This is a genomic window from Octadecabacter sp. B2R22 (genome assembly GCF_018861045.1).
Lineage (GTDB): Bacteria > Pseudomonadota > Alphaproteobacteria > Rhodobacterales > Rhodobacteraceae > Octadecabacter.
This window is the reverse complement of record NZ_JAHKQJ010000010.1, coordinates 1-25,165: the sequence shown is the minus strand read 5'-3', so window position 1 is coordinate 25,165 and position 25,165 is coordinate 1. Positions and strand designations below refer to the sequence as shown.

Below are 25,165 nucleotides of genomic sequence, written 5' to 3'. Positions count from 1 at the left end.
GCGGAGGTTCACTGCGACGCCAAAATTTCCGCAAGGACGGACACAGCAAGGGTGCTGCTGTCCCGCACGGAGGGTATTAACCCAATCGGACCGCGCACCTTTTGCGCATCTTCATCGCAAACGCCCAAGTCTTTCAATTCAGCCAATCTGGTTTGACTGGTTTGCCAACTGCCCTGACAGCCAATGTAGCAGGTGTCATGATCAAAGATCCCCTTCAGGATTGGGGCTTCCCACTCATGGTCATGAAAAAACAGGAGGACAGCGGTTCTGTCGTCGAGAGCTACATTTTCAGGGCAAATTGGGCTGCGAATTTCGTGCGTCACCCATCCGCTTACAGGCGGAATGCTGAGCGTTTCCAAGTCAGGTGAAACCAAGTCACCCTCATAGCCAAGCGATTGAACCAGCCGTGTAAACGTCGTCGCCTCGGGGCCTTTGCCGAAGACGGCAAACCGAAGCGGCGGGATTAATGCCAAGTCGAAACGGTCGCCATGAATACCGGTCACCGTGGGGGCGGAACGCGAGATACGCCCCGTTTCAAAGTCGATCGAAATCGCAACTGGCCGGCGGTCCGTTACCACCGTTGCGATCAAGGACAGTTCATCCGGTCGCGGTTGCGGCAGAAGCAAAATCTCGAGCCCGCCACCGCAAGGAAGCTGAATGTCTTTGTAGGGCGATCCCCTGCCGTACAGAACGCGCAAAGGAGTGCCGTCTGACAACACTCGCGCCGCATGCAGTGCGAGGTCCGCTTCGATACAGCCTGATGACAGGCTTCCGATCCGCACACCGCTATCTTCAAAGACCATCGACGCCCCGACAGAGCGATAAGATGGCCCCTCGGTTCGGATGACCAAAGCCAAAACACCCGACACGTGCCCCGTCGCGAGCGCGAGCAAGGGGTCACGGGTGTCAGAATGTGGCGATGTAATCGGTGTCATTTGCATGAACGGTGCGCTTTCTGGCAGCGGTAAACGGATGCGATGCCCAGAGAGCGGCGCCGCATCCGTTTATTTCGTGATCAGCAGCTTTGTACAGCGCGACGCGTCAGGACGCTGATCAAATGCGCGCGATACTCAGCCGTGCCGTGAAGGTCCGAGATGAGGTCACCTGCATCAACAGCCAAGCCCTCAATCGCATCTGCTGCGAAATTCGCGCTCAGGGCTGCTTCTGCTTCGGACCAGCGGAACACCCCGCCATTGGACGCACCCGTTACAGCCACGCGGACGGTGTCGCCGAACTTGGCGACAAAAACACCGACCAACGCAAATCGTGAGGCGGGTTGGTCGAACTTTTGGTAGTTCGCCGCGTCAGGGATCGGGAAGTTTACGCCGGTGACGATCTCACCTTCTTCGAGAGCTGTTTCAAACAGGTCGACGAAGAAATCGTCCGCTGCAATCTCGCGGGTGTTGGTGACGATGGTCGCGCCCGACCCGAGCGCGCCAGCCGGATAGCACGCTGATGGGTCGTTGTTGGCGATAGATCCGCCAATCGTGCCACGGTTGCGAACTGCCGGATCACCGATGTTGCCAGCCAAAGCGGCCAAGGCGGGGTAGTCCGTGCCGTCCTGTGCGACTTGCCCGTGGGTTGTTGCGCCGCCAACGCAGAGCGCTCCGGCGTCGGTGCTAACACTGACCAGCTCGCTTAACCCGCTCAATTTCACCAAGGTTTCCGGTGCAGCAAGTCGTTGCTTCATGGTCGGCAAAAGCGTTTGCCCGCCGCCCAGCGCTTGCGCGCCATCCGCCTTCATTGCCGTTGATGCCTCGGCCACCGTCGTGGGGATTACCAAATCAAAATCATACATATTTCATGTCCTTGTTCTGTGGCCAAAGGGAGGGGCGCACCCCTGCCCTTCGCCAGTAGAAAGTCATTTGTTCATAGCCGCCCAAACGCGCGACGGAGACACAGGCATATCGATATGATCGACATCGTGCCCCCCACGAGAAAGCGCATCTACAACAGCGTTCACGATGGTCGGAGGGGAACCAATCGCCCCCGCTTCACCGCAGCCCTTTGACCCGATCGGGTTATGGGTACAACGCGTTGCATGGCTGTGATCAACGACGAGGTTCGGCAAGTCATCCGCCCTTGGCATCGCGTAATCCATCAAGGACCCAGACAGCAGTTGGCCGGTGTCGTCATAGACGCCGTTTTCCAACAATGCCTGACCGATGCCTTGCGCCAAACCGCCCTCAACCTGACCCGTAACGATCATCGGGTTCACGACCACGCCGAAATCATCGAGCGCTACCATGGAACAGATCGTGACTTTGCCAGTCTCCGGATCGACCTCGACCTCACTGGCATAAGCGCCAGAGGGGTATGTGAAGTTCGCAGGATCATAGAAGGCGGTTTCTTCCAAACCAGGTTCAAGATCCTCGATTGGATAGTCGTGCGGGATATAGGCCTTTAGCGCGACATCACCAAAGCCAACGTTCTTGTTCGTCCCTTTGATTGAAAAGACTCCATCGTTGAATTCGATATTTTCCGGCTTGTCCTCCAGCATATGAGCTGCAATCGCCGTCGCTTTGAAGATGATCTTTTCAGTGGCGCGGAACACTGCAGATCCGCACACCGCAAGGCTACGTGACCCGTAGGTGCCCATCCCGAACGGGATTTTGGACGTGTCACCGTGGACGATGTCGACCGACTGCGGATCAACGCCCAGCATATCTGCGACGATCTGCGGGAAGGCCGTTTCATGGCCTTGGCCGTGACTGTGCGCCCCCACCATCACCGAGATATTGCCTGTCGGGTTCACCCGCACGGTCGCGGCATCATAAAGCCCGACACGCGCACCAAGGATACCGACAAGGTTGGACGGCGCGATACCGCAGGCCTCAACGTAGGCGTTGATGCCAAGCCCACGCAGCTTGCCATTCTTGGCACTCTCCGCGCGACGCGCTTCGAACCCCGCAAAATCAGCTACCTTTTCCAAACCATCCATCAAGGTGTCGTAGTCGCCGCTGTCATATTCTAGGCCGGCGGCAGACGCGTAAGGATATTGGTCCTTCTTGATGAAGTTCTTGCGCCGAATTTCAACAGGATCAATGCCCAGTTCGCGGGCACATTTATCGATCACCCGTTCCAGTGAATAGGTCGCCTCGGGGCGACCGGCGCCGCGATAGGCATCGACGGGTGCTGTGTTGGTGAACACTGCCTTTACGTTCACATAGACATTGGGAACGGTGTAGTTCCCTGCCATCAGTGTTCCGTGCAAGAACGTCGGCGTAACGGTCGAAAAGTTCGACAGATAGGCCCCGACATTCGCCATCGTCTCGGTGCGGAACGCGATGAACGTGCCGTCCTTTTCGCAGGCGAGTTCGATCTTGGTGACGTGATCTCGACCGTGCGCATCCGCAAGGAAAGATTCCGTGCGTGTTGCAGTCCATTTCACTGGCCGCCCGAGTTTCTTGGCCGCCGCCAACACCAAAGCTTCTTCGCTGTAGTGATAGATTTTCGAGCCAAACCCGCCGCCAACGTCAGGGGCAAGAACCGTCAGTTTGTTCTCTGGAATTCCAAGAACAAAAGCCGCAATCAAAAGCCGCGACAGGTGCGGGTTTTGTGAGGTGGTTGTCAGTTTGTAATCACCCGTGCCCGGATCATATTCCCCGATTGACGCACGAGGTTCCAGAGCATTTGGAACAAGGCGGTTGTTGATCAGTTCCAGTGTCGTCACATGTGGCGCGTTTTTGATCGCCTCATCCGTGGCGGCACGGTTGTCTTCGATCCAACCCCAATCGAAGCAGACGTTGGTTTCGATCTCGTCATGGACCATAGAACCGGCCCCTGCGACTGCCGACGCCATATCCGTGACAGCATCCTGTTCGTCGATGTCCGCTTCGATCGCTTCAACCGCATCAAGCGCCTGTTCCAGCGTCTCAGCGACTACGGCTGCATAAGCATCGCCAACATGGCGGACTTTACCGTGCGCAAGAACGGGACGTTTAGGTTCTTTCATCGGTTCGCCGTCACGGCTCACGATAGCCCAGCCAGCGGGGTTGCCGCCGACCTCAACGAAATCTTCGCCGGTGAATGTCGCTAAGACACCGGGCATTTCAGCCGCAGCACTCGTGTCGACACTCTTGATCACGCCGTTCGCCACCTGACTGCGCGCAAAGGCGCAATAAGATGTGTTTTGCGGCGTGAAATCGTCTGTGTATTTTCCGCGGCCCGTTAGAAACCGCGTGTCTTCTCTGCGTTTGGTTGGTGCACCAATTCCTCCGTCTGGCATTTGGTATCCTCCCTTATTCAGCGGCGATGGAGGGGACGTCTTGTCCGCTCGCAGCCATGATTGCGTTCACGATGCCTTGGTATCCAGTGCATCGGCAGATGTTCCCTTCGAGGTAGTCGCGCACCTCGGCCTCGGTTGGCTTCGGGTTCTCTTTCAGCAGTGCCGCGGCACTCATCACCATGCCGGGCGTGCAAAATCCGCACTGCAATCCGTGGTGATCCTGAAACGCCTGTTGAATGACATTCAGCGTCCCGTCTGGGCTGGCTTGGCCTTCGATGGTATCAATGTTCGCCCCATCAAGTTCGGATGCGAAAATTGTGCAGGACTTCACAGCCTTGCCGTTCACATGGACGACACAGGCACCGCATTGACTGGTATCACAGCCGATATGCGTACCTGTCAGGTGCAACTTTTCACGCAGCGCAGTAGACAACAGAGTGCGGTTTTCCACCTCTGCCGACGTCTCGCGCCCGTTGATGTTCATGGTTATCTTTGGCATCTTTTCCTCCCTAGAAATGATCAAAGACCGGTGTGCGTCATGATGAAAACACGCGCCCGATCCATCCTTTTTTAGTCTCCTGTTCTTTGGTGTCTTCGGCCGCGCCCGCAGTTTCGGGCTCTAGCCCGTCTTGGAACCGTTCAAAGAATTGGCCCGCAAGTTTTTTGGCGAACCCGTCAATAATCCGGCTGCCAAGCTGGGCGAGCTTGCCCCCCACCTTCGCGTCCACGTCATATTCAAGCAGTGTGCCGCCATCGACGTCACTCAACCGCACGTCGGCAGACCCAGAGGCAAACCCAGCAGGCCCGCCTTTACCTTGACCAGACAACGTCAGGCTTTCGCCTTCAACAATGTCTGATATTGTGACTTCGCCTTTGAATTTGGCCTTTACGGGGCCAACTTTCTGCACGACGACTGCTTCGAACCCGTCTTCGGGTGACCCCGTAAGCTCTTCACAGCCTGGAATGCAGGCTTTCAGAACCTCAGGATTCAAGATCGCATTCCAAACCGCGCTTCGTTCAGCAGCGATCTGGCGTTGGTCGGTTAATTTCATTGCGGGCCTCCCAGTCCATCAATGTCTCCTCAAGGTGGACAGAGCAGCAATTTTAGAGAGGTCTGGGAAGTGGTCGGGATGCCAAGGCGTCCCGAATGTGTCGCACATGTGAGACAGGCGGCGCGTTATTCGTTTAGGCCAAGCCGTTTCATGCGCCGATATAGCGTCGCGCGAGACACCGCCAAGTCGCGGGCCGCAACGCTGACGTTGTTGTTTGCCCGTACCAAAGCGCGCACCAGAACAGCGCGTTCAGCTTTATCGAAACCGACAGGGCCATCACCCCGCCCAAACAAGTCGCTGGCGGGCAAAGGTGTCAATTTGCCTTGCGCTTCGAGCCCATAAGCCTTGCGCGCGCCACGGGTCGCCCCGACGACCACATCGTCTTGGTCGACCGCAAGCAACATTGAGCTTGTGGAGTCGTCATGATCCGCAACAACGATGCGGGTCTGCGCAAAATTGGCACGGAAATTATCAGCCTCAACTGTACGGGCGATCCGCGAAACCATCTCTGCAATCAGCCCATTGATGGTCTGGGTTTGATCAGCCCGCGCCGAGGACACATCAAGTGCGGCGATTAATTGACCCTCAGCCCCAAAGATCGGGGCGTCGATGCAACTCATCGCGGTGTTTCGGGCCATAAAATGGTCATTGCGGTGGATGGTGACGGACCGTTCTTCGGTAATGCATGTGCCGATGCCATTGGTGCCTTCGGCGGCCTCGCTCCAGATCGCACCAAGGCCTAAGCCCCAGCCTTCAAAAACGGTTTGGTCTGCGTCAGAGAAACGATGATCGACAACGACACCATCACAGTCAGTTAGTACAACGCCGCAGCCCGAACTTCCGACCAACTCATAAAGCCGATCCAGTTGAGGGGCCGCGATTTCCATGACGCGCCCCAGCGCATCCTGCCGGTACGCAACATCACGCCCCGTCAAATAGGACGGTGACGCAGCATGAGAAGGATCAAGCCCATGGGACAACATGGACCGCCGCCAAGACGCCGCAAGCCGAGACCGCGCCGCAGCCGATTTCGACTCCACGGACGCAATAACAGCATCAACATGTGATGTAGGTAGCGGTGCCAAGATGTAATTCTCCCACCTCAATCATTAGCAATTTGAAACGAGAGTCAAATTCTGTTGCCTATCAGGGGCCATGAGTGCAGCAGACAACACCGAGGCCAAAGAGCATCAGGCCGTCTTTGACAAGGCGGTCCGGCCATCCTATGAATTATGCATCCAAGCGGATACAATGCAAGGATAGTCAATGAAAACCGAAGATGAAGAAAACCTGTCCCAAGGGGGCGTGGCATTTGCAAAGCTTATGCAAGCCATCGAAGCAGGCATCTATCAACCGGGTGATCGGCTTCGCGAAATCGAAGTTTCCGAAAGATTAACATTGTCCCGCACTCCCGTCCGCGAAGCACTGCGACGGCTAGAGGCCGAGAACATCATCGAACATCGCCCGCGATATGGCGCGGTGATCCGAAAGCTGGGACAGGCCGAAGTTGTCGAGCTATATGAAATGCGATTGGTTCTGGAACGCACGGCCGCAGAAATGGCCGCCAAACACGCAGCCGAAGCCGAGGTGGATGCGATGGCCGCCTTAAACGACGAGATTTCGAATGCGCAAAACAACGCGGCCCGCGCAGCCGCGATCAACCAACGGTTTCACCAAGCGATCTATCTTTCTGCCCGTAATCGGTTTCTGTTGGATGCCGCACGGGCCATGAACAACGCCTTACTTTTGCTTGGGCCGACAACACTGGCCGACCCAGAGCGTGTTTCGATCGTCGTGCACCAACATCAACAAATCATGGACGCCATCGGTGCGGGTGACATGATCGGTGCGGGCGCGGCGGCTGAGGCGCATTTGCAGACCTCTCTGCGGTATAGGCTGAAGGTGATGTGGGGATGAAACGAGTACTTGTTACGCACGCTATCGCAGCAATCGGAGGCATTGTATTTGTTCTTCTCAGGCTACCGTTGCCTTGGCTTTTGGGGCCTATCACAGCCTGTTTGATCGCAGCCCTTCTGGGGGTGCAGATGAAGGGGATTCCCCTTCTGAACAATGCGATGCGATCGATCCTTGGCGTCGCGGTTGGATCAACATTCACCGTGGCTCTTGTTATCAGCATGGCCTCCATGTGGACGACGCTGGTCCTCGTTCCGGTGATGGTGTGTGTCATCGGGCTGGTCGGCGTTCCCTACTTCCAAAAGCTTTGGGGATTTGATTTCCCAACCAGTTACTATTCGGCCATGCCGGGTGGCTTGCAGGACATGTTGCTGTTTGGCGAAGAAGCCGGTGGCGATGTGCGAGCCCTGTCACTGGTCCATGCCACGCGGGTCATGGTCATCGTGGCCGCCTTGCCCTTTATCCTGAAAGGATACTGGGGCGTAGATCTCAGCAACCCACCGGGCGCACCTGCGTCAAGCTTGCCGGTGTTTCAGCTGGTGTTGCTGGCCGTGGCCGGATTGGCGGGCTGGCAAATCGCCAAGGCCGTCGGAATGATTGGCGCATCCATCCTTGGGCCGATGATACTGGCCGCTGTTCTCGCCTTACTTGGCATTTTGGAACATCGCCCGCCCGCCGAAGCCATCTGGCTTGCGCAATTTTACATTGGCATGGTCGTTGGGTCAAAATACGCAGGCATCACAGGAGAGGAGCTGCGCCGCGTGGTTGTTGCGGCCTTGGGCTTTTGCGTGATCCTGCTCATCCTTGCGGCGTTCTTTGTGGAGGTGATTCACCTTCTTGATCTGGCCCCGCCGATGGAAACTCTCTTGGCGTTCGCGCCCGGTGGTCAGGCGGAGATGACGGTTCTGGCGTTGATCGCAGGGGCAGACATGGCCTTTGTAATCGCGCACCATGTGTTGCGGATCGTAACGGTGATTGTCGGTGCACCGTTCGCGGCCCGACTGTTTAGTGAGAAACCTCAGGATTGATCACATGGCTCTGGCCGGCGTTGTTTTGGGTGGTCTAGCGTGGTGCGCTGTGACCCATCCCACTGTCATACGCCCCATCGGACTGCTGTCTCGGCCCGTACATGAAGACACACCGACAGCGCGTGCACTAAAAGAGGCCGTAACAGTGACATCTAAGGAGGTTCTGTAGCCTTGGGCCACGGGTGTGCACCTCGCTCCAGAAGGAAAAGACCATTTCACGCGCCATCGGATCACTTAATGTCGATCCAATTGCGCCGCTCAGATCTACATTTGTGGTGTGTCTTAGCGCGGCAGGGGCCAGTTTTTTGGGTGTTGATTTGTGTATGTTGGTTGCGGGAGCTCGATTTGGACACTGTTTTCATGACTTGCACCAAACACGAATTTCTCGGTAAGGGACGAATATTCTTTTGTAGAACTCTACCTTAGATTAGGTGCTTATCATGATATAAATTATCTAACTTAGAGGGCGAAGCATGCCAATTAAAAATTTTCACGACAAATGGACACAAAACATCTGTGAACATTTGGAAAAATCTAAGAAAGTATATATTGAACATTTCCACAATAAATATGGCGAAGAAACAGTCGACGATAACGACTGGGCCTATTTTCTTGAATTTTTGAATTTTTTGAATTGTTCGACAACACTGTGCGATAAAAATAATGATTTGCCAATTCCAGAGCAGGAATTAGTTCCTTCTTTAACCTGGATGCGCTTTATACTATTTCCTGATGATTATCCTCATCCGGATGAGGATCCTGACGAAGATTCTTTTGAGCTTGGATAACACATCCGCACAATGTGTTCCTGGTGCCTCACTTGTCATCGGTTTCTCTTGTTTAACCAATCGGCGACTAAATTATCAGCTGCACCAAGCCAGCTACGCTTGCAGCTACAACTCCGTCTTGGATTATTTTTTGCTTCTCAGCTGTCGAAAGGGCGTCTCCCTTCAACATAGACTTTGCGTTGGTAGCAAGTGTCACCATCGCCGCAACAGCCATACTGTCGATAACGGCGGCCTCGGTACCTTGGCTGAGCTTTTGTAGGGCCAAGCCGGTGTCATCCGTGATCTCAGCATTGCTGAACCCTGAGTCCCCCCAATCAGGTGATGCATCCGCAATCTCACTGGTCGTCAAAACTTCGATGTTTTCGTATTTTTGATTATGTTCACGTACATAAGACTCATAGTTTGTTGCCTTGAGTTGAACCTCAGAACAATTGCCAGTCACCGTATTTATAATTCGGACATCTGCGCCCGCGTGGTTAGTGTCCTCGAAGAGCTCTACGATGTACTCGTCTCCATCAAGGTTCTCTCGCTGCTGGAAGGCAAGTTCATGATAGATGCCTTTTACATTGTTCTTCAGGCCTGCAATTTGGTCCATGGACAGATCCTGCACATAGTTTGAAAGATCGATATTACTTGCATTAGCGAGGCTATTATTGGAGCGCCGCAATGCCTGAAGCACCAATTCTTCATCGTCTGTAAAAGATGGGAGGTTTGATGACATCAATTTCAACACTGTCGCTGAAACCACACCGGTGAAGAGTGGGGTTGCCGCAGATGTGGTTGACGTTTTTTCTCTTTCAAACGATGAAATAGCGCCAAATAATTTGATCAAATCCACCTTGCGATCCTCAAGTTTCCTGCGTGGTAGATCGGGCCAGTCAGTGACTTTTGCGATGCAGATATCCAGCTGATTAAGGAGGTCGTCCGTCAAGTGTTGCTGCAAGGTATGAGCGGTGATCGGGTCCAATACAGAGTTTTGGCCGGCGCGCTCACGAAAAGCAGTCGCCAACATCAAACAGGTTTCAACAAATCGCATTTCTTGCTCATCTAACGACTTTTTCTTGCGTCGTTTACCAGTCCATTTGTTGATAATCTTGCGAGATCCGAAGTATGCCACCGCGCCACCAGCAGTCGCAGCTCCCAAGACGATCCATCCGCCAGTTGCAACGCTTCCACCAATCCAAGCTAATGCAGCACTATTGAACGCAGCACCCGAAAGCGAAGAAATTACAGTTCCAGTACTGGCTGTTCCAAGAATAGATGCGATAGAGAATAGGCCAGCTGTCGTACCTGCAGCTGCAAGCTTTACAGAAAGGGCTCTGACGATCCTTGCCGAAGTCCCCTGTTTCTCGATCAGCAATGCATCGACGAGGTCTTCTAAAGCCATCGCGCCTTTTTCGTAAAAGTTCTCTGAAGTATATTCAGCATGTCTCAGTTCATACTCGGCATACTTTACAGACGCATGATCTTTGACGGCTTTGCCGCCTTTTAGAGCCAATTTTCCGGTTTGCCGCCCCACGGGCTTGGCAATTGCCCAACCGACTTTCCCAGCAGATTTTGTTAAAAATAGTGCTGAACGACCTGTCACCTTTGCCGCTTGTACTGACAGCGAAGGCGCTTCTTTATTGTTCTTAATCAAAATGAAAAATTCCTAAATACTTATGCTGTTGCGGATTCATTCAGTGTTCGCACAATCCACTGCCGATCCTACACATACATGTCGCGATGCAACTACAGAGCATCAATCAGACTGCGAAGAGAAGCGTGACCCGGATGAAAGACCAAGGCCCAAAAACTAAGAAAGAAACGAGCTTGACCCAAACACCCAATTAGAGAACCAGATATTGATGACCGTCGAAGGATCTACTTCGCTCACCCATACCTTCATGACGCATCACCTCTTGTTTTCAACGCTCGGTTTAACCCGACTATGTGGTCCTTCAACGCCAACTCCCATTTGCGGATATGCTCCACATGCCAACTTACGTATTCATGCCAGTTTTCACGATTGTACCCTTCGCATGGCACACCAAATTGTAGACGGCTGGCCTTTTTCTCGTCCAGCCGAAGCCATTCAATTTCATGGCCAAAGGCAGTCTCAATTTGGGATTTATTTTCGACCAGCCGGTCAAACAACCACTTATTTTCTTCGGCAACGGCCCGGCCAAATGTGAACTCAACTCTGAGCTCAGCCTTGGCAAAAATAAGTGCATAGTTGCACGAACTGAGGCCTGCCCCTGCGCTCAACCAATGGTCCTTACTAGGGCTGATGTTCTGATAAAGCGTCACACCTTCTTCCCGCAACGCATCAAGGGTCATGCCCCAGTACTCGCGGCGCAGTTTGTGGCGGTTCTTTTGCTCACCTTTTGCGCCGCGGACTTCTGTTTCTTTCTCAGCCATACCAATCATAAAGTCAGCGGCTTCGGGCGTGGGAATTACAGGCTGGATATCGACAAACAGTTCGTCTTCAAACACATAGGGCAGTACTTTAAAACAGCGAGCATCAATGCGGTTTTCGCGGAGCCACAGTACTGTTGCCGTCACCTCTTTGCGAAAATGTGCTGCGATGAAAATAAGGCGTTGATCGTTACCAGGGTTTAGGACGACTTCGTCCAGCTCCTCTTCATCCAGAAACTCGCAAATGCTGGCTACGGCATTGCCCCCTCCGCAATAGCGATCGAGGTACTGTTGGTAAATATCTACGATCTGCGCCTTCGTAAGGCCAGAGACATAGGCTGTGTATTTTAGCGCCTGCCATGTCACGTCGCGGCCTGTGTCATCGAGCTTGTTCTCTATCACAACAAGTCGCCCATCTTTATCTAGCGCCAGCAGGTCGAGGCGTTCCCTCGTGTCCGCAAAACCATCGAATTCCTTCTGAATGATCAACAGCTCCTCACCCAACGCATCAGGTTGATTGGCAAGCCATTCTTGCAGGTGCTCCCTCTCACGTAGGTTGAGCTCAGAGAAGCGTTTTGCTTCAAGTTTGGTCAGACGGTTCTCGGAACGATTTACTTGGAACAATTGCGTCACTCACTTCTAATTTAGGCAACTCACGAGAGATTTTTGAAGCTTAGCTACTCCAGCTTTCGCTTAATGCTTCAGCCTGTTTTAAACACAGCTCCACCGCTTCATCTGCCCTGTCGGGCGGGTATTTCCATTTTCTCAAAGCTCTGCGAACAAGGTTGCGTAATTTCGCTCTGACGCTGTCTCGAACCTGCCAGTCAACGGTAGTACTCTTCTTTAACTGCGCAGTGACATGCTTTGCCAACTCCCGAAGGTTATTATCTCCAAGTTCCTTTACAGCGGATTCATTTTGAATCAACGCCCTGTAGAAGGCTACCTCATCGGGGTTTAGACCAGATTTTTCCGCTAGTTCGGCATCCTCGGCCATGTCTTTGGCCATCTGTATCAGCTCTTCAATCACTTGAGCTGTCTCAATCGCGCGGTTGTGATATTTGCGAAGGGTTTCCAATATTCTGTCTGAGTACTTTTTCTCCGACACAACATCGGTTTTCATACGGGCTTTCACCTCATCGCGTAGCAAGCGCTCCAGCAAGTCGACAGCCAGGTTCTTTTCTTCAAGCTTAGCGACATCTTCCATGAATTCCGGAGACAGCAATCCGATGTTTGGCTTATCTAACCCGACCAAATGGAAAATATCATCGACACCATCGGCAACAATCGCGTTGTCAATTATCTGCTTCAAAGCAGAGTTTTTTTCTTCATCTGTCCGGCGCTTGTCGACAGTTGTAAATTTTGTAATCGCGTTTTTAACTGCGCTCAGAAAAGCTATTTCTTTCTTGAGTGGGTCGACTTCATCCATAGTGCTACACAGGGTGTACGCCTTGCCGATAGCCGCCATGACATCCAAAAAACGCCGTTTGCCATCAAGGTTGTCGCTGTCTCCCTGCGCGCCCAAAATGTGGTTCATCGCCCCTGGAAGCAATTGCACAGCATTCTGTTCGAAGCCGCTATAATCGAAACCATGCAAAATTCCGCGAACCACATCCATCTTCTCTAAAAGAACAGAATAGGCCTCATGCGTGTCATGAGTGGGTTTACCCTTACCGTTGGACCCAGTGTATGTCTTCAAAGCCTGCTTCAGTTCATTAGCAATGCCAATGTAGTCGACGACGAGGCCGCCAGGCTTATCCTTAAACACTCTATTGACACGAGCAATTGCCTGCATCAAATTATGCCCTTTCATAGGCTTATCGATATACATTGTATGGCAATTAGGGGCATCGAAACCCGTTAGCCACATGTCCCTTACGATCACTAACTGCAGGGGGTCGTTCACATCTTTAAAGCGCTTCTCAAACAGCTTTTTCGTTTCTTTGCTGTAAATATGAGGCCGCAGTTTTTCTTTATCAGATGCGGAGCCTGTCATTACGATTTTGATGCCCCCCTTAGTTGGGTCTTCATCATGCCAATCTGGCCTAAGGACTACGATGGCATTGTACATATCCGCGCAAATTTCGCGGCTCATACAAACAATCATACCTTTTCCGGGCATGCTCCCTATGCGTTCTTCAAAATGTTGGACTAGGTCTTTGCCAACTTCAGTAACCCTTGAACCACTGCCGACAAGTTTTTCCAAAGCTGACCATTGAGACTTAGTCTTTTCTCGCGCCGAGACGTCTTCTTCATCTTCGATGACTTCGTCTACGTCGTCGTTCAATGCCTCAATTTCCGCCTCATTAATATTTAACTTGGCCAAGCGAGATTCATAATAGATCGGAACGGTTGCGCCATCATCAACGGCGTCTTGGATGTCATATACCGAAACATAGTCGCCAAATACCGCACGCGTGTCTTTGTCACCTGTATCAATAGGCGTGCCGGTAAATCCAATAAAAGAAGCCTCGGGCAAGGCGTCACGCATATGCTTTGAGAAACCGAAAGTGTACTTGCCAGTTTTAGGGTTAAGCTTGGCCTTATCCCCATATTGACTGCGATGAGCTTCATCACTCACAACAACGATATTCTTACGCTCGCTTAGGATTGGATGGGCGGTTTCGCTTTTCTCCAGGGCGAACTTCTGAACCGTCGTGAAAATGATTCCACCAGACTGACGGGACGCAAGGATTTCGCGCAACTCGTCTCTATCGCCAGCCTGAACGGGCGTTTGCTTCAGCGTTTCTACTGCCATCCCAAAAGTATCGAAAAGCTGTCCATCCAGATCGTTGCGATCAGTCACAACGACTATCGTCGGGTTATTCATTTCAGGCTGCGCTAACAGCTTTCCTGCATAACACACCATAGAGATCGATTTACCAGATCCTTGAGTATGCCAAACAACACCCGCTTTACCCGCCTTGTCGCCTTGGGCCTTAGTCGCAGTAATGGACGCGTCAACCGCCGCGCGGACTGCGTGGAACTGATGATAACCAGCGATCTTCTTGATCGTGACGTCATTGTCTTGCTCGAAAAGCACAAAATGTCGGATGTAATCCAAAAGCAAATCAGGTTGGAAAAACCCCTTAACAAGTGTCTCCAGCGCATACTCAAATGGCGGTCTGTCTTTTTCATGCGCGACAGTACGCCAAGCCATAAATCGTTCTTTGTTTGCCGTCAGCGAACCGATACGTGCGCTGAGGCCATCACTAATCACCAAGGCCTCATTGAAGGCAAAGAGGTCGGAAATTTCTTCCTTATAGGTCTCTAGCTGTTGATACGCAGACCAAATATCCGCGTTCTTGTCAGCAGGGTTTTTCAACTCCAGCACCGAAATCGGCAGGCCATTGATAAACACAATCACATCTGGGCGGCGGTTCCCCTTGGTGCCAGTGATCGTATACTGATTAACAACAAGAAACTGATTGTTCCCCACGGCATCAAAATCAATCAGACGGACATAGTCGGTCTTCTCCTCACCGGAGGCATCCTGAAACGTGACCTTCACACCTTCCAACAGGACCTGATGAAACGCTTTGTTATTCTTGATCAAAATCGGCGTTTCTGGCTTTGCCAACTGTAACGCGACTTGCTCTAACGTCACCGATGGAATCTGAGGATTGATCACTGCGAGGCGATCAAGCAGTCGATCATGCAAGACAATCTGTCGATAATCGGTGCGTTCCGGCGATGGCCCATCAGGGGCAATGTCGTACCCGCAGATATAGTCGTATCCAATGGATTGGAACCAATTGAGGCACAGCTGCTCGAGTTGATCTTCAGTAATCATTCTGCTGCCCCCATATTCTCTTCTTCCTCTTTGCTCATGTCCGCAGCTTTTTGGGCTACAGAATTTGCGGCCATTGAGACAAAATCATCTGGAAATTGGATGCCTTTTAATTGACGCCGAATGATGTTTTTCAAGCGGGAGAGCTGAGAGTCGCGCGCATACCAGTCCACCCCAGCTTTATTTTGAACAAAATCGAACACCGTTTTCACGATAACCTTCAGTTTTGCCTCAGAAACACTACCCTTCACGCTGTCGTCGACGATAAGAGCTGAAATCAACTCGCGTATCACGGCATCAGTTTCGGCTATAACAAAGTCCTTCACCGTCACGGGCGATATTATCTCTTCCCTATTTTCCGTAAGAGCAGGCTTTGCTCTGCTCCGGTTCTCGATGGCTTCGCTAATGAGCTCATTACAATATCCAGATGCGCCAATGACATCAGGAAACAAACTTCCATAATGAATGTTCATCTTTCTTAGGTGCTGCAGGCACATCCGGCGGATTTCCGGCGCATTGGGAATGTGAATCTTACAGATATATTTGCTAAGCTCTGTTGGATCATCAATGTTGACGTCTGAATCTGTCAGTGCCTTCAACAATGAGGATTCAATCGTTTCGCGAAACGGGGCCATCGTGAAAAGTCCTGCCTGATTGACCAGTCGTCCATGATCATCCTTTGAAGGCTCAACAATTTTTGGGTAATCGCGTTCAAGCGGATCATCATTCGGGTCCCCAACAAGGTCTTCGATAAAAGACTTGTTTAGAACATAGATGACACGGCTGCAGTTTTCTGGATCACCTTTGTCATCCGTCCATGTTGACCGGTCTTCATTCAAGAAGGCGAAAAACAATGCAACATACGGTGCAGAGGTCCAATCAAGTAAAGGCGTTGCCAAGCCGTGATGCTGTCCCATCGCCCAAACATCGTCATCATCCAAAATATGCAGTGCGCTATCAGGAACACGGCCGCGAACCGAAAGCCGGAAATTGCGCAACTGTTTTTTAGCGATTTCTTCTTCGATAGCGCCAGATGAGAGCCGATCCAGTGTTGGCTGCAACGGCCAATCGTACCGATGCTGCCCACGAAAAACGTACTCAACTTCGCTGTGCCCAGACCGATAGGTTTTCACCAGTTCATGAAATTGTTCCCATGTGTCCAAACGCGCGGCAGGGATAAGCCCATCAACGTGTTTATCATAAACATCAAAATCTGGCCACGCGGGGAGGTTCTTATGATAAGCGGCATCTCTTTTTGAGTATTCTTCCTGTACCGACATCAAGACGCCTCACTCAACTCAATTTCGCCAGAAAGGAGTTGAGGCAGGAGCGTATCTCGCAGTTGTTCCAATGATCTATTCTCAACATTTCTTGCCTCGATATCCTGGTAAAAAACCCTTACGAGGCTGGAATAAGCTTTCTTGATATCTAATTTTGGATGCACACAACTCCACCCCATTATGGCGTCTTTATCCCCACGCGGCATCTTCGCCCCCTTAGAGGTCGTCATCATAAATTCGAAAAATTTATCTTGGTACAGAAGGTTATAAAGGTACTCGGTCCCGCCCTCTTCCTTCGCTTCAAAACCAAGGACATCATTTGACCGCCCGCCTTGAAAACAAGCAAGCCAAATCTTCATGAAATATGGGCGGATGTTAGAAATCAAAATATGTCCTGCATCAAAATTTGGAACTGTTTTCACTGCAGGCAGAGATGAAGCACTTGTTATGCCTCTCTTGTTTTCAAGCATATTTTCTGTTGAAATATATGTTTCTTGCGACAGGTTAGAAAGATCAACTCGGCCTGTTGGAAATTTGGCTATATCGTTCAATTCGCCAGCCTCCCATCCCTCCGGAATTTCGCCGAGAGCAGACGGTTCGAAGGCATCTGGGAAAAGAGCTGCAGAGGTGGTGAGGGATTTGATTTGTTCGGCGGAGAGCGTGTCGAGTTGATCGATGGTTTTTCCGGCGATGGCGGCCATGGCGGCGCGGGTGGGGTCTTGGCCGTCCTCAACTGCTTTGATCTTCGCGCGAGTGGGTTTAAAATCCACAAACCAGCTCTTAAACATCGCCTGCGCTATCGCTTCTAATGTTTGGTTGGTTTGGCGGTTCAGTTCGATTTTGTCGTCTAAATCTCTTAGGTGTTTTACGATCTTATTTTGGACGCCCAGAGGAACATCAGGGATTTCCACCCTTTTTAGTTCCTTAAGGTTGATTACTTTTTGCACTGATCCCATTGAATATGCGAAAAGTTGCGCCTTACCCAGTGGAGACATGAGGTAATATTGCACGAACCAGGGGTTAAACTTGCTGGTGTCTATCCTAATAAGCCCAACCTGCCGTGCAATATTGCAACCGGATAATTCAGCTGGGACAACGGCGACCTCGCCAGGGTTTCCAACTAACGACACGAGGAGTTCGCCACCTTTCAGTAGAGTTCGCCTATATTGGGCGCTTACATCATGAGTAATCGTTCGAAGTTCTTTGACCCTGATCTTGCCGCCAACGACATCACCTCCGCGTATGAACTTAACGCCAGAACCGTCTTCAGGTCCCGGTTTAACGACACCATAGGTTATCGGTGTTCCATCCGTAATTTGATCAATCGGTATTCCAACCTCAAAACCCATAACCCAACCCCGCCAAGTTTTTCTTGATCTCAACTTCCAGAAGATCAGATTCCTCAAACTGCCCCTTCAACTGGGTAGTCAGCCGCGCCATTTTCTCGGCGAAAGGTTCACTGTCTTCTTCCTGATCTGCCGCGCCAACATAGCGACCGGGGGTGAGGACGTGGTCGTGTTTCTGGATCTCTTCAAGTTTGGCGGATTTCACGAAACCTGCGACATCGGCGTAACCTTCGCCCATTTGCCAATTGTGGAAGGCACCTGTGACTTGGCTTAGGTCATCGTCGGTGAAATCACGCAGAACACGGTCTTTCATATAGCCCAAGTTTCGCGCGTCGATGAACAAAACCTCACCTTTGCGGTCGCGTAACAGGCGGCCACTGGCAGAGGTGCGCGCGCCCTTGTTCTTAGTCAAGAACCAGATGCATGCGGGGATTTGCGTGTTGGTGAAAAGCTGCCCTGGCAAGGCAACCATGCATTCAACCAGATCTTCTTCGATCAGCTTTTGGCGAATAGCGCCTTCGTTATTGGTGTTGGAACTCATCGAGCCATTAGAAAGCAACAATCCCAACGCGCCATTGGGCGCGAGGTGATAGAGCATATGTTGCAACCATGCGAAGTTGGCATTGCCCGAAGGCGGCGTGCCGTATTTCCAACGCGGGTCATTATCGCTGACGCCTGCGTCCCATTCCTTCATGTTGAAGGGCGGGTTGGCCATAACGTAATCAGCGCGCAGATCGGGGTGTTGATTGTTGGTATATGTGCTGGCGGGCTCTTTCCCAAAGTTAAAATCAATCCCTCGAATGGCCATATTCATGGCAGCAAGTTGCCATGTGGTGTGGTTGTATTCCTGTCCGTAGATTGAGACATCACCAATGCGGCCTTTGTGGGCATTAATGAAGTGCTCTGATTGAACGAAGAAACCACCTGACCCCATGGCGGGATCATAAACACGGCCTTTGAAGGGCTCTAGCATTTGCACGATCAGGGTAACGATGGACTTAGGCGTATAGAACTGGCCACCCTTCTTGCCCTCAGCCAACGCGAATTGCCCCAGCATGTATTCGTAGACATGGCCAAGGATGTCTTGGGAATTCAGGCTAGCGTGCGTGAAAGGGATTGTAGCGACAAGGTCGATCAGTTCGCCCAGCTTAGCTTGGTCGATTTGCAGGCGGGTGTAGAGCTTATTAAGAACGCCTTTAAGCTTTGGGTTGTCCGCTTCGATCTGTTCAAGGGCGTTATCGATCAGATGACCAACGGAGCTAAACTTTTTCGTATTGCCGTCGGGGAGTGTAAGTTCCGCACCACCAATGACGGTTTTGTTGTTGTCTTGCAGGAATTTCCAACGGGCAGCAGCCGGCACCCAAAAGACGTTCACTTCTGCATAGTAATCGCGCTGCTCGAGCTCTGCGGAAATTTCCGCAGCGTATTCTCCGGATTCTGCATCACCATAATCGCCCGGATTTAGGTAATAGTCATGGTCGGCGTCTTTAAGTTGCTCAATCAGTTCATCTTGGCGAATCTGGAAGGAATCTGAGACGTACTTGAGAAAAACGAGGCCCAGTACTGTATGCTTGTATTGCGATGCGTCCAGGGTGGAGCGTAGTTTGTCAGCGGCGTTCCATAGCTTTTTCTCAAGGCTTGACAGGAATTGTTGTTCTTCTTCGTTAGTCATAATTCGCCCTTAAACCGGCATCCATGCCGTTACTTCTAAAATCACGCCAAAATAGCCTTAAAACATTTCAACCACTTCAGTGCCAACAAAGAGATTGGATAAGGCCAAAACGCCTAATCACCAATGGTATTCCCGTATGTAAACTACTAATCCTTAAAGTTGCAATTTGACTTTACGCCCCATCAGCCGCTCAAGTTCGCAATCAACCGGAGCGAGCTCGACGTCATCAGCGTTATGAGCAGTCGATCCATTTACACAGTGGCGACGAGAGGATTGCCCAGGACTTCGCCCATGCCTTGGGACAAAACAGTTGGTTACAGAGACAGACCGCAATCCACCTATGAGGCCACACGTAGTTTTATAAGCCTTTCACCAAATCACAACTCCGGCCAACTTTCATATTCGCGCTCAATCCTGTCACCTTCACTCCTCGCGCCTTCCGACAAATCATCACGCCCAAGCCAATTCTGCATTTTCCCGAGCATCTCATTCAACCAAACAGTCCGCTTCTCCCATGCAAGCTGCAGGTCAAGATATCGATGCACCAACGTAGTCAGACGCTTTTGAACTCTTTTCGAGGCCACTTTAATTGGTTCTGGATTCTGCAATGTAATTTCCTCGGCAGTTTCTTGAATGGTGCCATTTGCCATTTCCTCAACAATAGCCTCAACCGCCGCCGCACCTGCTTCGTAATCCGCTTTGGCATACTCTGCTTGGGCAATCGCGGTGTCAGCCGCAACGGTTTTTTTTACGAGATCTTCCGTCTTGGCCGCGTTCTTTCGTTCGGCTCGCTCAAGTGTTGCCTGACGCTGTTTCAATCTTTCACGTTGCTCGACTTGTTGCGATTGAACCGCCTTCAACGCTACCACTTTTTTCGCAATCCGAACGCGGTATTTGCCAAGGCGTTTTTCTTCGTTCGCTTGCAGCACTTCTTTGTACTCCAATTTTGCGACCCGCTCTTGATCTTTGGCAATCGACGCCTGTCTCTCGGCGATGTCAGCATTCAGACCTTGGATCTCTTGCTCTTTCACCGCAATTTCCGAAGGGAGGTCTTCGTGCAACTGGCGCACAGACCGATTGAGCGTGTCGGGATAATCCGCCCCTGCATCAAGCCGATCTTTTTTACGGTGACCGCGTTCAATGTCCGGACAATAACGCTGCAGGATTTCGGCGGTCATATCTTGCAATTCGGACATCCCTTGGCGTGTCATTTCTTTGCTGATCGGATGCCCGTTGCCCGCAAAAGCCCGCAGCTCAAAATGAGCATGTGAGGCCGTTTCGTCGCCGTGATGGACCAACGCCTCAAGGCGCGTATTTAGGTGACTTGCCAGTGCTTGGGCAAGTTCCAGATACGCCGCATCCTGCTGTTCAATTGAGAGCCCGTTGAACTGTTTTGCCGCTTCACGGCCAAAAGTGATAATCCCAGCCGTTACGATTGCACAGTTTGATTTCATCGCCCTTTGTGCGCCACGCCGCTCACGAAGCTCCACGATCTCATCGCGGATTTGTGGAAGTGGGCGCGGCTCTAACAGCACACGGTTCAAATTCGCCCTGCTCAGATCAACGTATTGTGGCTGCATCCCAACTCGGAAGTCATGCCGTCGTTGCCCATAGGCTTGCGACAAGGTGCGGCTTTTGATCCGCACAGATGCGGCCCAAGGGTTTGCGGTCTTTGGTTCGGTCGGGGTGTCAAATAAATCTTTCATATGACCAGCATTGGGTGACCCCGTGAAAGCCCAAACCCAAGAATGGGCATCGGATCAGATCAGATGTGGATAACGCCGATATTGCCGGCCAAACGGTTCAAATGTCCGGTTTCCCTCAAACCATCCTCATTCTCTTAGGTCACTAAATTTCACAAACATTCCCCCTTTTCTCTTTCCTTTTTTCATAGGTCCGGGGTGTGGGGTGTCCCCACGAAGCGTGGTGGAGCGGCGCAACGCTCCAGACAAGACGATCGTTTCGAAAGGCTTCGGGCAGCCTGTGTCATAAGCAGCCTGTGTCATAACCTACTAGCCATAATCTTCCCTACGGTGCGATTATGGCTGTCCGGTGAAGAGGCGCGTTGCCCTCTTTCAAAACTCCAAACGAAGGGCTCGCTGCGCGCCCTTTCGAGACCCAAACCTTAAGGTATTCATTATCTTTTTGACAGATTTTGAGTCCAGCAATTCTATGCCGAACCTCAAATCTTCAACGGTTACGTTTGTTCCGAATGTCATGGTGCAACCCCCTCACCCTATATCGAAGACCCCCAGATGTTCTTGCTGCTGTCCGAGCTTGATACTCTTTCTCCGTATCTAAAATTGATGCGATCAATGGTTGCCGATAACACTTCGCTTTGCCGTTTTGTCCGAGCTCGAGTGGCAGGAATGGCACGCCATTTCGCTCAGCACACAAAACCAATTGATGGCCTTAACCTCGATGGATGTCGCAGTGTTTTCGCCAGAATTGCGCTCACGCAACCGCCGATGCGGCCGGGCCACAGCTCAGAATATATTCCATTCCGGAATTTATTTCACTTGATTTAAGCATGACCTGCACCGATATTTGCGCCATGACTTTGATACACACACCACTGATTATCACAGCGATAGAGCTGTAAACCAAGCGATCGGCTTGGCCGATCGACGTGTGCATACAAGACCATCATCAGATCCGCTGTACCATTTAGCCATTACAAATGGATGCTAAAGGCGTGGACTAATGACACATTATCTCGAAGATTTTACTGAACTTCTCCCAAAACAAACCACTCTCGGGGAGCAAAAATCCGAGCTTCTCAAACGAGCTGAAGCCGCTGGCTTGTCCGAGTTTTTGCGTGAACACGCGATCTCTGACAGAGCGGTTGAACGGCGTGTTGACGACGAGATCGGCAACTTCATGACAGATCGCGTTGCTGAGATCATCACGCAGCGCGGCCTGATCGCTCAAGACCTCATCGATCTACTTGGATTTACGCACGAAGATCCAGACGATGACTTCATCGCTGCAGTCAAAGACGCGGTGCAAGTTAGCTTCGTGTACGATCTCGCGGAACAGGACTTTAAAGATGCAGAACGTCGGCATCAATCTGTCCGCAAAAGCGGCGCGTCTCGCGAGGAGGTTCAAAAGTTCGTGGAAGAGATCGCGACATCTTGTCCGGAATTGGTCGGGCCCAAAACGATGCATTGTCTGGACGTGATGATTGCGGAACTTCATGCGTCTGCACCCTGGATGTCCGGAGTTTCTGATTGGGCGTACAAAGCATTACGTGCGCAATATAGCGCCGGACAAACGTGGCTGAACCTGCCCCCTTTCATCTTGATCGGGCCGCCGGGGTGCGGAAAGTCGACATACGCACGCAAATTGGCACAGCTTGCTGGTGTTCCCGTCAGAACACTTGACGCTGCCGCATCAAACGCCAGTTTTACGGTTGTGGGTTCGGACGCAACTTGGGGTAAATCGCAAGCGGGTGTGCCGCTGCAAGAGGTCGCTAAGACCGGTATCGCAAACCCTGTCATGATCGTTGATGAGATTGAGAAGGCAGGCACGATGACAGCCAGCAATGGGCAACAGGTATCTTTGACAGGCGCTCTTCTTGGCTTGCTCGAGCCTTCGTCATCAAAGGCGTGGGAATGCCCTTACACACGCCGCAGCTACAACATGAGCCAGATCAGCTGGATCATGACAGCAAATGATATCGCGGGCATTCCAGCCCCTTTGCTTGATCGCTGCCGTGTGTTCAATATTGGGTATCCTGAGCAAACGGATCTCGCCCAGCTCATCCGAGAACAGTCTGCTGGTCGGCTCTTTGAAGAGGTCACTGATTGTTTGATCGCACGCGTGTCAACTGACGTGTCGCAGGGACATCCGCCGTCTTTGCGAAGTATTCAACAACTCATCGACGAAGCCGCTGCGGTGGGGCAAAACCCTGTGCTGCACTAGGGGTAATTTGGGTTTTCCACAGGAATCCCCTGCCCAACTTTCTCAACCTATATGGTTTTTCAAATTTTACTCCTACCTAGCCATTAATAGCGGCCGATTTTGGTCGCGCTAAATGAAGATAAGGATACTTTTTCTATGCCAAAGACCAAACATAGCACCCCAGAAGACGGCTCGTTGCCTTTGAGCGAGCATCGCCCACTTTACGTTTCGCACCCACGCTTAACACTGGCCAAACGCCCATCAGAATCGCGCGATATCACTGAGCTACATAGCGCGATCAAGGCGCTCGCACGCGAAGCCGCACGGACAGACCATTCCGAAGAACCACAGGAGCCATCATCATGAACTCGCCTCTTCGCGCCGTCATCTACGCCCGCTTTTCAACAGACATGCAGCGTGATGCATCCATTGATGATCAAATCCGCACATGTCGTGATTATGCAGCGAAGCAAGGGATGGATGTGGTTGAGGTCTACTCGGACAAAGCCACATCTGGCGCGAGCCTGATGCGCAGCGGTATTCAAAATCTGCTGAGGTCAGCCGCAACCGGACAATTCGACGTTGTTATTTCGGAAGCGCTTGACCGTCTGTCCCGCAATCAAGCGGACATCGCGTCCATTTATCAAAAGCTAGAATTCCAATCCGTGATGATTGAGACGGTCAGCGAGGGCTCTGTCTCAGAGATGCACATCGGCCTCAAGGGTACGATGAACTCTCTGTTCATCAAAGACCTTGCCGCCAAGACGCATCGAGGCCTAAAGGGTCGCGCACTTGCAGGAAAGTCCGCAGGCGGCAAAGCATATGGGTACAAGAATGTAATCAAGCTCAGCCCCAATGGCGAGGCCATCCGCGGAGACCGCACGATCGACGCGCAAGAAGCCAAGACTGTCCGGCGTATTTTCACAGACTATGCCAACGGCATTTCACCTAAGAAGATCGCAGAAGCATTAAACAACGAAGGCATCCCAGGTCCTTCCGGCCGAGGATGGGGCGCATCCACGCTGCATGGGAACAGGGAACGCGGCACCGGCATTCTCAACAACGAACTCTATATCGGCCGCCAGATCTGGAACCGACTGAACTACGCCAAAGATCCCGATACGGGCAAACGCGTATCGCGCCTCAATCCAGAAGATGAGTGGGTCAAATCAGATGTCCCAGAATTGCGCATCATCGAGCAAACTCTCTGGGACGCAGCCAAAGCCCGCCAAGGAGCGCTAAAGACCAAGAACACTGGCGATAACATCTGGGACAGACGTCGCCCGCGTACATTGTTTTCAGGTCTCTTAAAATGCAGCTGTTGTGGTGGTGGGTTCTCCAAGGTGTCTCAAACCCAGTTTGGCTGCTCCACAGCGCGCAACAAAGGCAAAGCGCTCTGCACAAACCGCCTGACGATTTCTCAAACGGATCTGGAGGAACGAGTCTTAGGTGCCCTGCACGGCAATCTAATGGACCAAGACCTGCTTGAAGTCTTCTGTAAGGAATACGCCAAGGAGCGTAACCGACTGAGCGCACAGGCAGAACAAGGACGCGGCGCACTCGAGAAAGAGCTCGCGACAGCCACCCGCGACCACGGCAAACTTGTCGACGCTATCATCGCTGGGATTCCGGCTGAACAAGTAAAGGATAAGATGCAAGCGCTCACAGAGCGGCGAGAGGCGCTGGAGGCACAGCTTTCGCACGCACCTGCCGACGATCCCATCCGCATTCACCCAAAGTTGGCAGAGAAGTATCAGACACGTGTCCGGT

19 protein-coding genes are annotated in these 25,165 nt (G+C 51.8%); 6 read left to right on the top strand and 13 right to left on the bottom strand.

The window, feature by feature from the left end:
• Positions 1 to 8: 8 nt before the first annotated feature.
• The 6 genes from KO486_RS12995 to KO486_RS12970 all read right to left on the bottom strand — a co-directional run bounded on the left by KO486_RS12995 (position 9) and on the right by KO486_RS12970 (position 6,365).
• A complete protein-coding gene (locus KO486_RS12995; protein ID WP_216037718.1) occupies positions 9 to 941 on the bottom strand; it encodes an XdhC family protein in 933 nt (310 codons plus the stop codon).
• A gap of 74 nt (positions 942 to 1,015) precedes the next feature.
• Positions 1,016 to 1,798, bottom strand: a complete 783-nt coding sequence (locus KO486_RS12990; protein ID WP_216037717.1) for a xanthine dehydrogenase family protein subunit M — start codon at positions 1,796 to 1,798, stop codon at positions 1,016 to 1,018.
• A gap of 63 nt (positions 1,799 to 1,861) precedes the next feature.
• On the bottom strand, positions 1,862 to 4,228 hold the full coding sequence (locus KO486_RS12985) for a xanthine dehydrogenase family protein molybdopterin-binding subunit (protein WP_216037716.1): 2,367 nt from the start codon (positions 4,226 to 4,228) through the stop codon (positions 1,862 to 1,864).
• A gap of 13 nt (positions 4,229 to 4,241) precedes the next feature.
• Positions 4,242 to 4,727 (bottom strand): (2Fe-2S)-binding protein, encoded by a 486-nt coding sequence (locus KO486_RS12980; RefSeq protein WP_216037715.1) that lies wholly within the window; start codon positions 4,725 to 4,727, stop codon positions 4,242 to 4,244.
• Positions 4,728 to 4,764: 37 nt separating this feature from the next.
• Entirely contained in the window at positions 4,765 to 5,280 is a 516-nt protein-coding gene (locus tag KO486_RS12975; protein WP_216037714.1) for a carbon monoxide dehydrogenase subunit G, read from the bottom strand.
• Positions 5,281 to 5,405: 125 nt separating this feature from the next.
• On the bottom strand, positions 5,406 to 6,365 hold the full coding sequence (locus KO486_RS12970; protein ID WP_252734779.1) for a GAF domain-containing protein: 960 nt from the start codon (positions 6,363 to 6,365) through the stop codon (positions 5,406 to 5,408).
• 181 nt (positions 6,366 to 6,546) lie between these two features.
• Between KO486_RS12970 and KO486_RS12965 the strand changes: the two genes are divergently transcribed.
• The 3 genes from KO486_RS12965 (at position 6,547) to KO486_RS12955 (ending at position 9,010) form a co-directional block, all read left to right on the top strand.
• Positions 6,547 to 7,197: a GntR family transcriptional regulator gene (locus KO486_RS12965; RefSeq protein WP_216037713.1), complete on the top strand. Its 651-nt coding sequence runs from the start codon at positions 6,547 to 6,549 to the stop codon at positions 7,195 to 7,197.
• Positions 7,194 to 8,222: an AbrB family transcriptional regulator gene (locus tag KO486_RS12960; protein WP_216037712.1), complete on the top strand. Its 1,029-nt coding sequence runs from the start codon at positions 7,194 to 7,196 to the stop codon at positions 8,220 to 8,222. Before KO486_RS12965 ends, KO486_RS12960 begins: the two co-directional genes overlap by 4 nt.
• 473 nt (positions 8,223 to 8,695) lie before the next feature.
• Positions 8,696 to 9,010, top strand: coding sequence for a hypothetical protein (locus KO486_RS12955; protein WP_216037711.1), 315 nt, complete (start codon positions 8,696 to 8,698; stop codon positions 9,008 to 9,010).
• A gap of 67 nt (positions 9,011 to 9,077) precedes the next feature.
• On the opposite strand, the gene KO486_RS12950 is transcribed toward KO486_RS12955, so the two are convergent.
• The 7 genes from KO486_RS12950 to KO486_RS12920 form a co-directional block, all read right to left on the bottom strand.
• Positions 9,078 to 10,649: a hypothetical protein gene (locus KO486_RS12950; protein WP_216037710.1), complete on the bottom strand. Its 1,572-nt coding sequence runs from the start codon at positions 10,647 to 10,649 to the stop codon at positions 9,078 to 9,080.
• Positions 10,650 to 10,894: 245 nt separating this feature from the next.
• Positions 10,895 to 12,040 carry a DUF4268 domain-containing protein gene (locus KO486_RS12945; RefSeq protein WP_216037709.1) on the bottom strand — a complete coding sequence of 382 codons (1,146 nt, stop codon included), beginning with the start codon at positions 12,038 to 12,040 and terminating at the stop codon, positions 10,895 to 10,897.
• A gap of 40 nt (positions 12,041 to 12,080) precedes the next feature.
• On the bottom strand, positions 12,081 to 15,197 hold the full coding sequence (locus KO486_RS12940; RefSeq protein ID WP_216037708.1) for a type I restriction endonuclease subunit R: 3,117 nt from the start codon (positions 15,195 to 15,197) through the stop codon (positions 12,081 to 12,083).
• Positions 15,194 to 16,474 (bottom strand): FRG domain-containing protein, encoded by a 1,281-nt coding sequence (locus KO486_RS12935; protein ID WP_216037707.1) that lies wholly within the window; start codon positions 16,472 to 16,474, stop codon positions 15,194 to 15,196. Before KO486_RS12935 ends, KO486_RS12940 begins: the two co-directional genes overlap by 4 nt.
• A complete protein-coding gene (locus KO486_RS12930) occupies positions 16,474 to 17,823 on the bottom strand; it encodes a restriction endonuclease subunit S (protein WP_216037706.1) in 1,350 nt (449 codons plus the stop codon). Before KO486_RS12930 ends, KO486_RS12935 begins: the two co-directional genes overlap by 1 nt.
• The gene (locus KO486_RS12925; protein ID WP_216037705.1) at positions 17,813 to 19,492 is read right to left on the bottom strand and encodes a class I SAM-dependent DNA methyltransferase; all 1,680 of its coding nucleotides are present in this window, start codon (positions 19,490 to 19,492) and stop codon (positions 17,813 to 17,815) included. The genes KO486_RS12930 and KO486_RS12925 overlap by 11 nt, the downstream gene beginning before the upstream one ends.
• A gap of 377 nt (positions 19,493 to 19,869) precedes the next feature.
• On the bottom strand, positions 19,870 to 21,198 hold the full coding sequence (locus tag KO486_RS12920; RefSeq protein WP_216037704.1) for a hypothetical protein: 1,329 nt from the start codon (positions 21,196 to 21,198) through the stop codon (positions 19,870 to 19,872).
• A gap of 997 nt (positions 21,199 to 22,195) precedes the next feature.
• Here KO486_RS12920 and KO486_RS12915 point away from each other — a divergent pair.
• The 3 genes from KO486_RS12915 to KO486_RS12905 all read left to right on the top strand — a co-directional run.
• Entirely contained in the window at positions 22,196 to 23,416 is a 1,221-nt protein-coding gene (locus KO486_RS12915) for an AAA family ATPase (RefSeq protein ID WP_216037703.1), read from the top strand.
• 135 nt (positions 23,417 to 23,551) lie between these two features.
• Positions 23,552 to 23,761, top strand: a complete 210-nt coding sequence (locus tag KO486_RS12910) for a hypothetical protein (RefSeq protein WP_216037702.1) — start codon at positions 23,552 to 23,554, stop codon at positions 23,759 to 23,761.
• A partial coding sequence (locus KO486_RS12905) for a recombinase family protein (RefSeq protein ID WP_216037701.1) occupies positions 23,758 to 25,165 on the top strand: 1,408 nt, incomplete at its 3' end. The genes KO486_RS12910 and KO486_RS12905, both read left to right, overlap by 4 nt.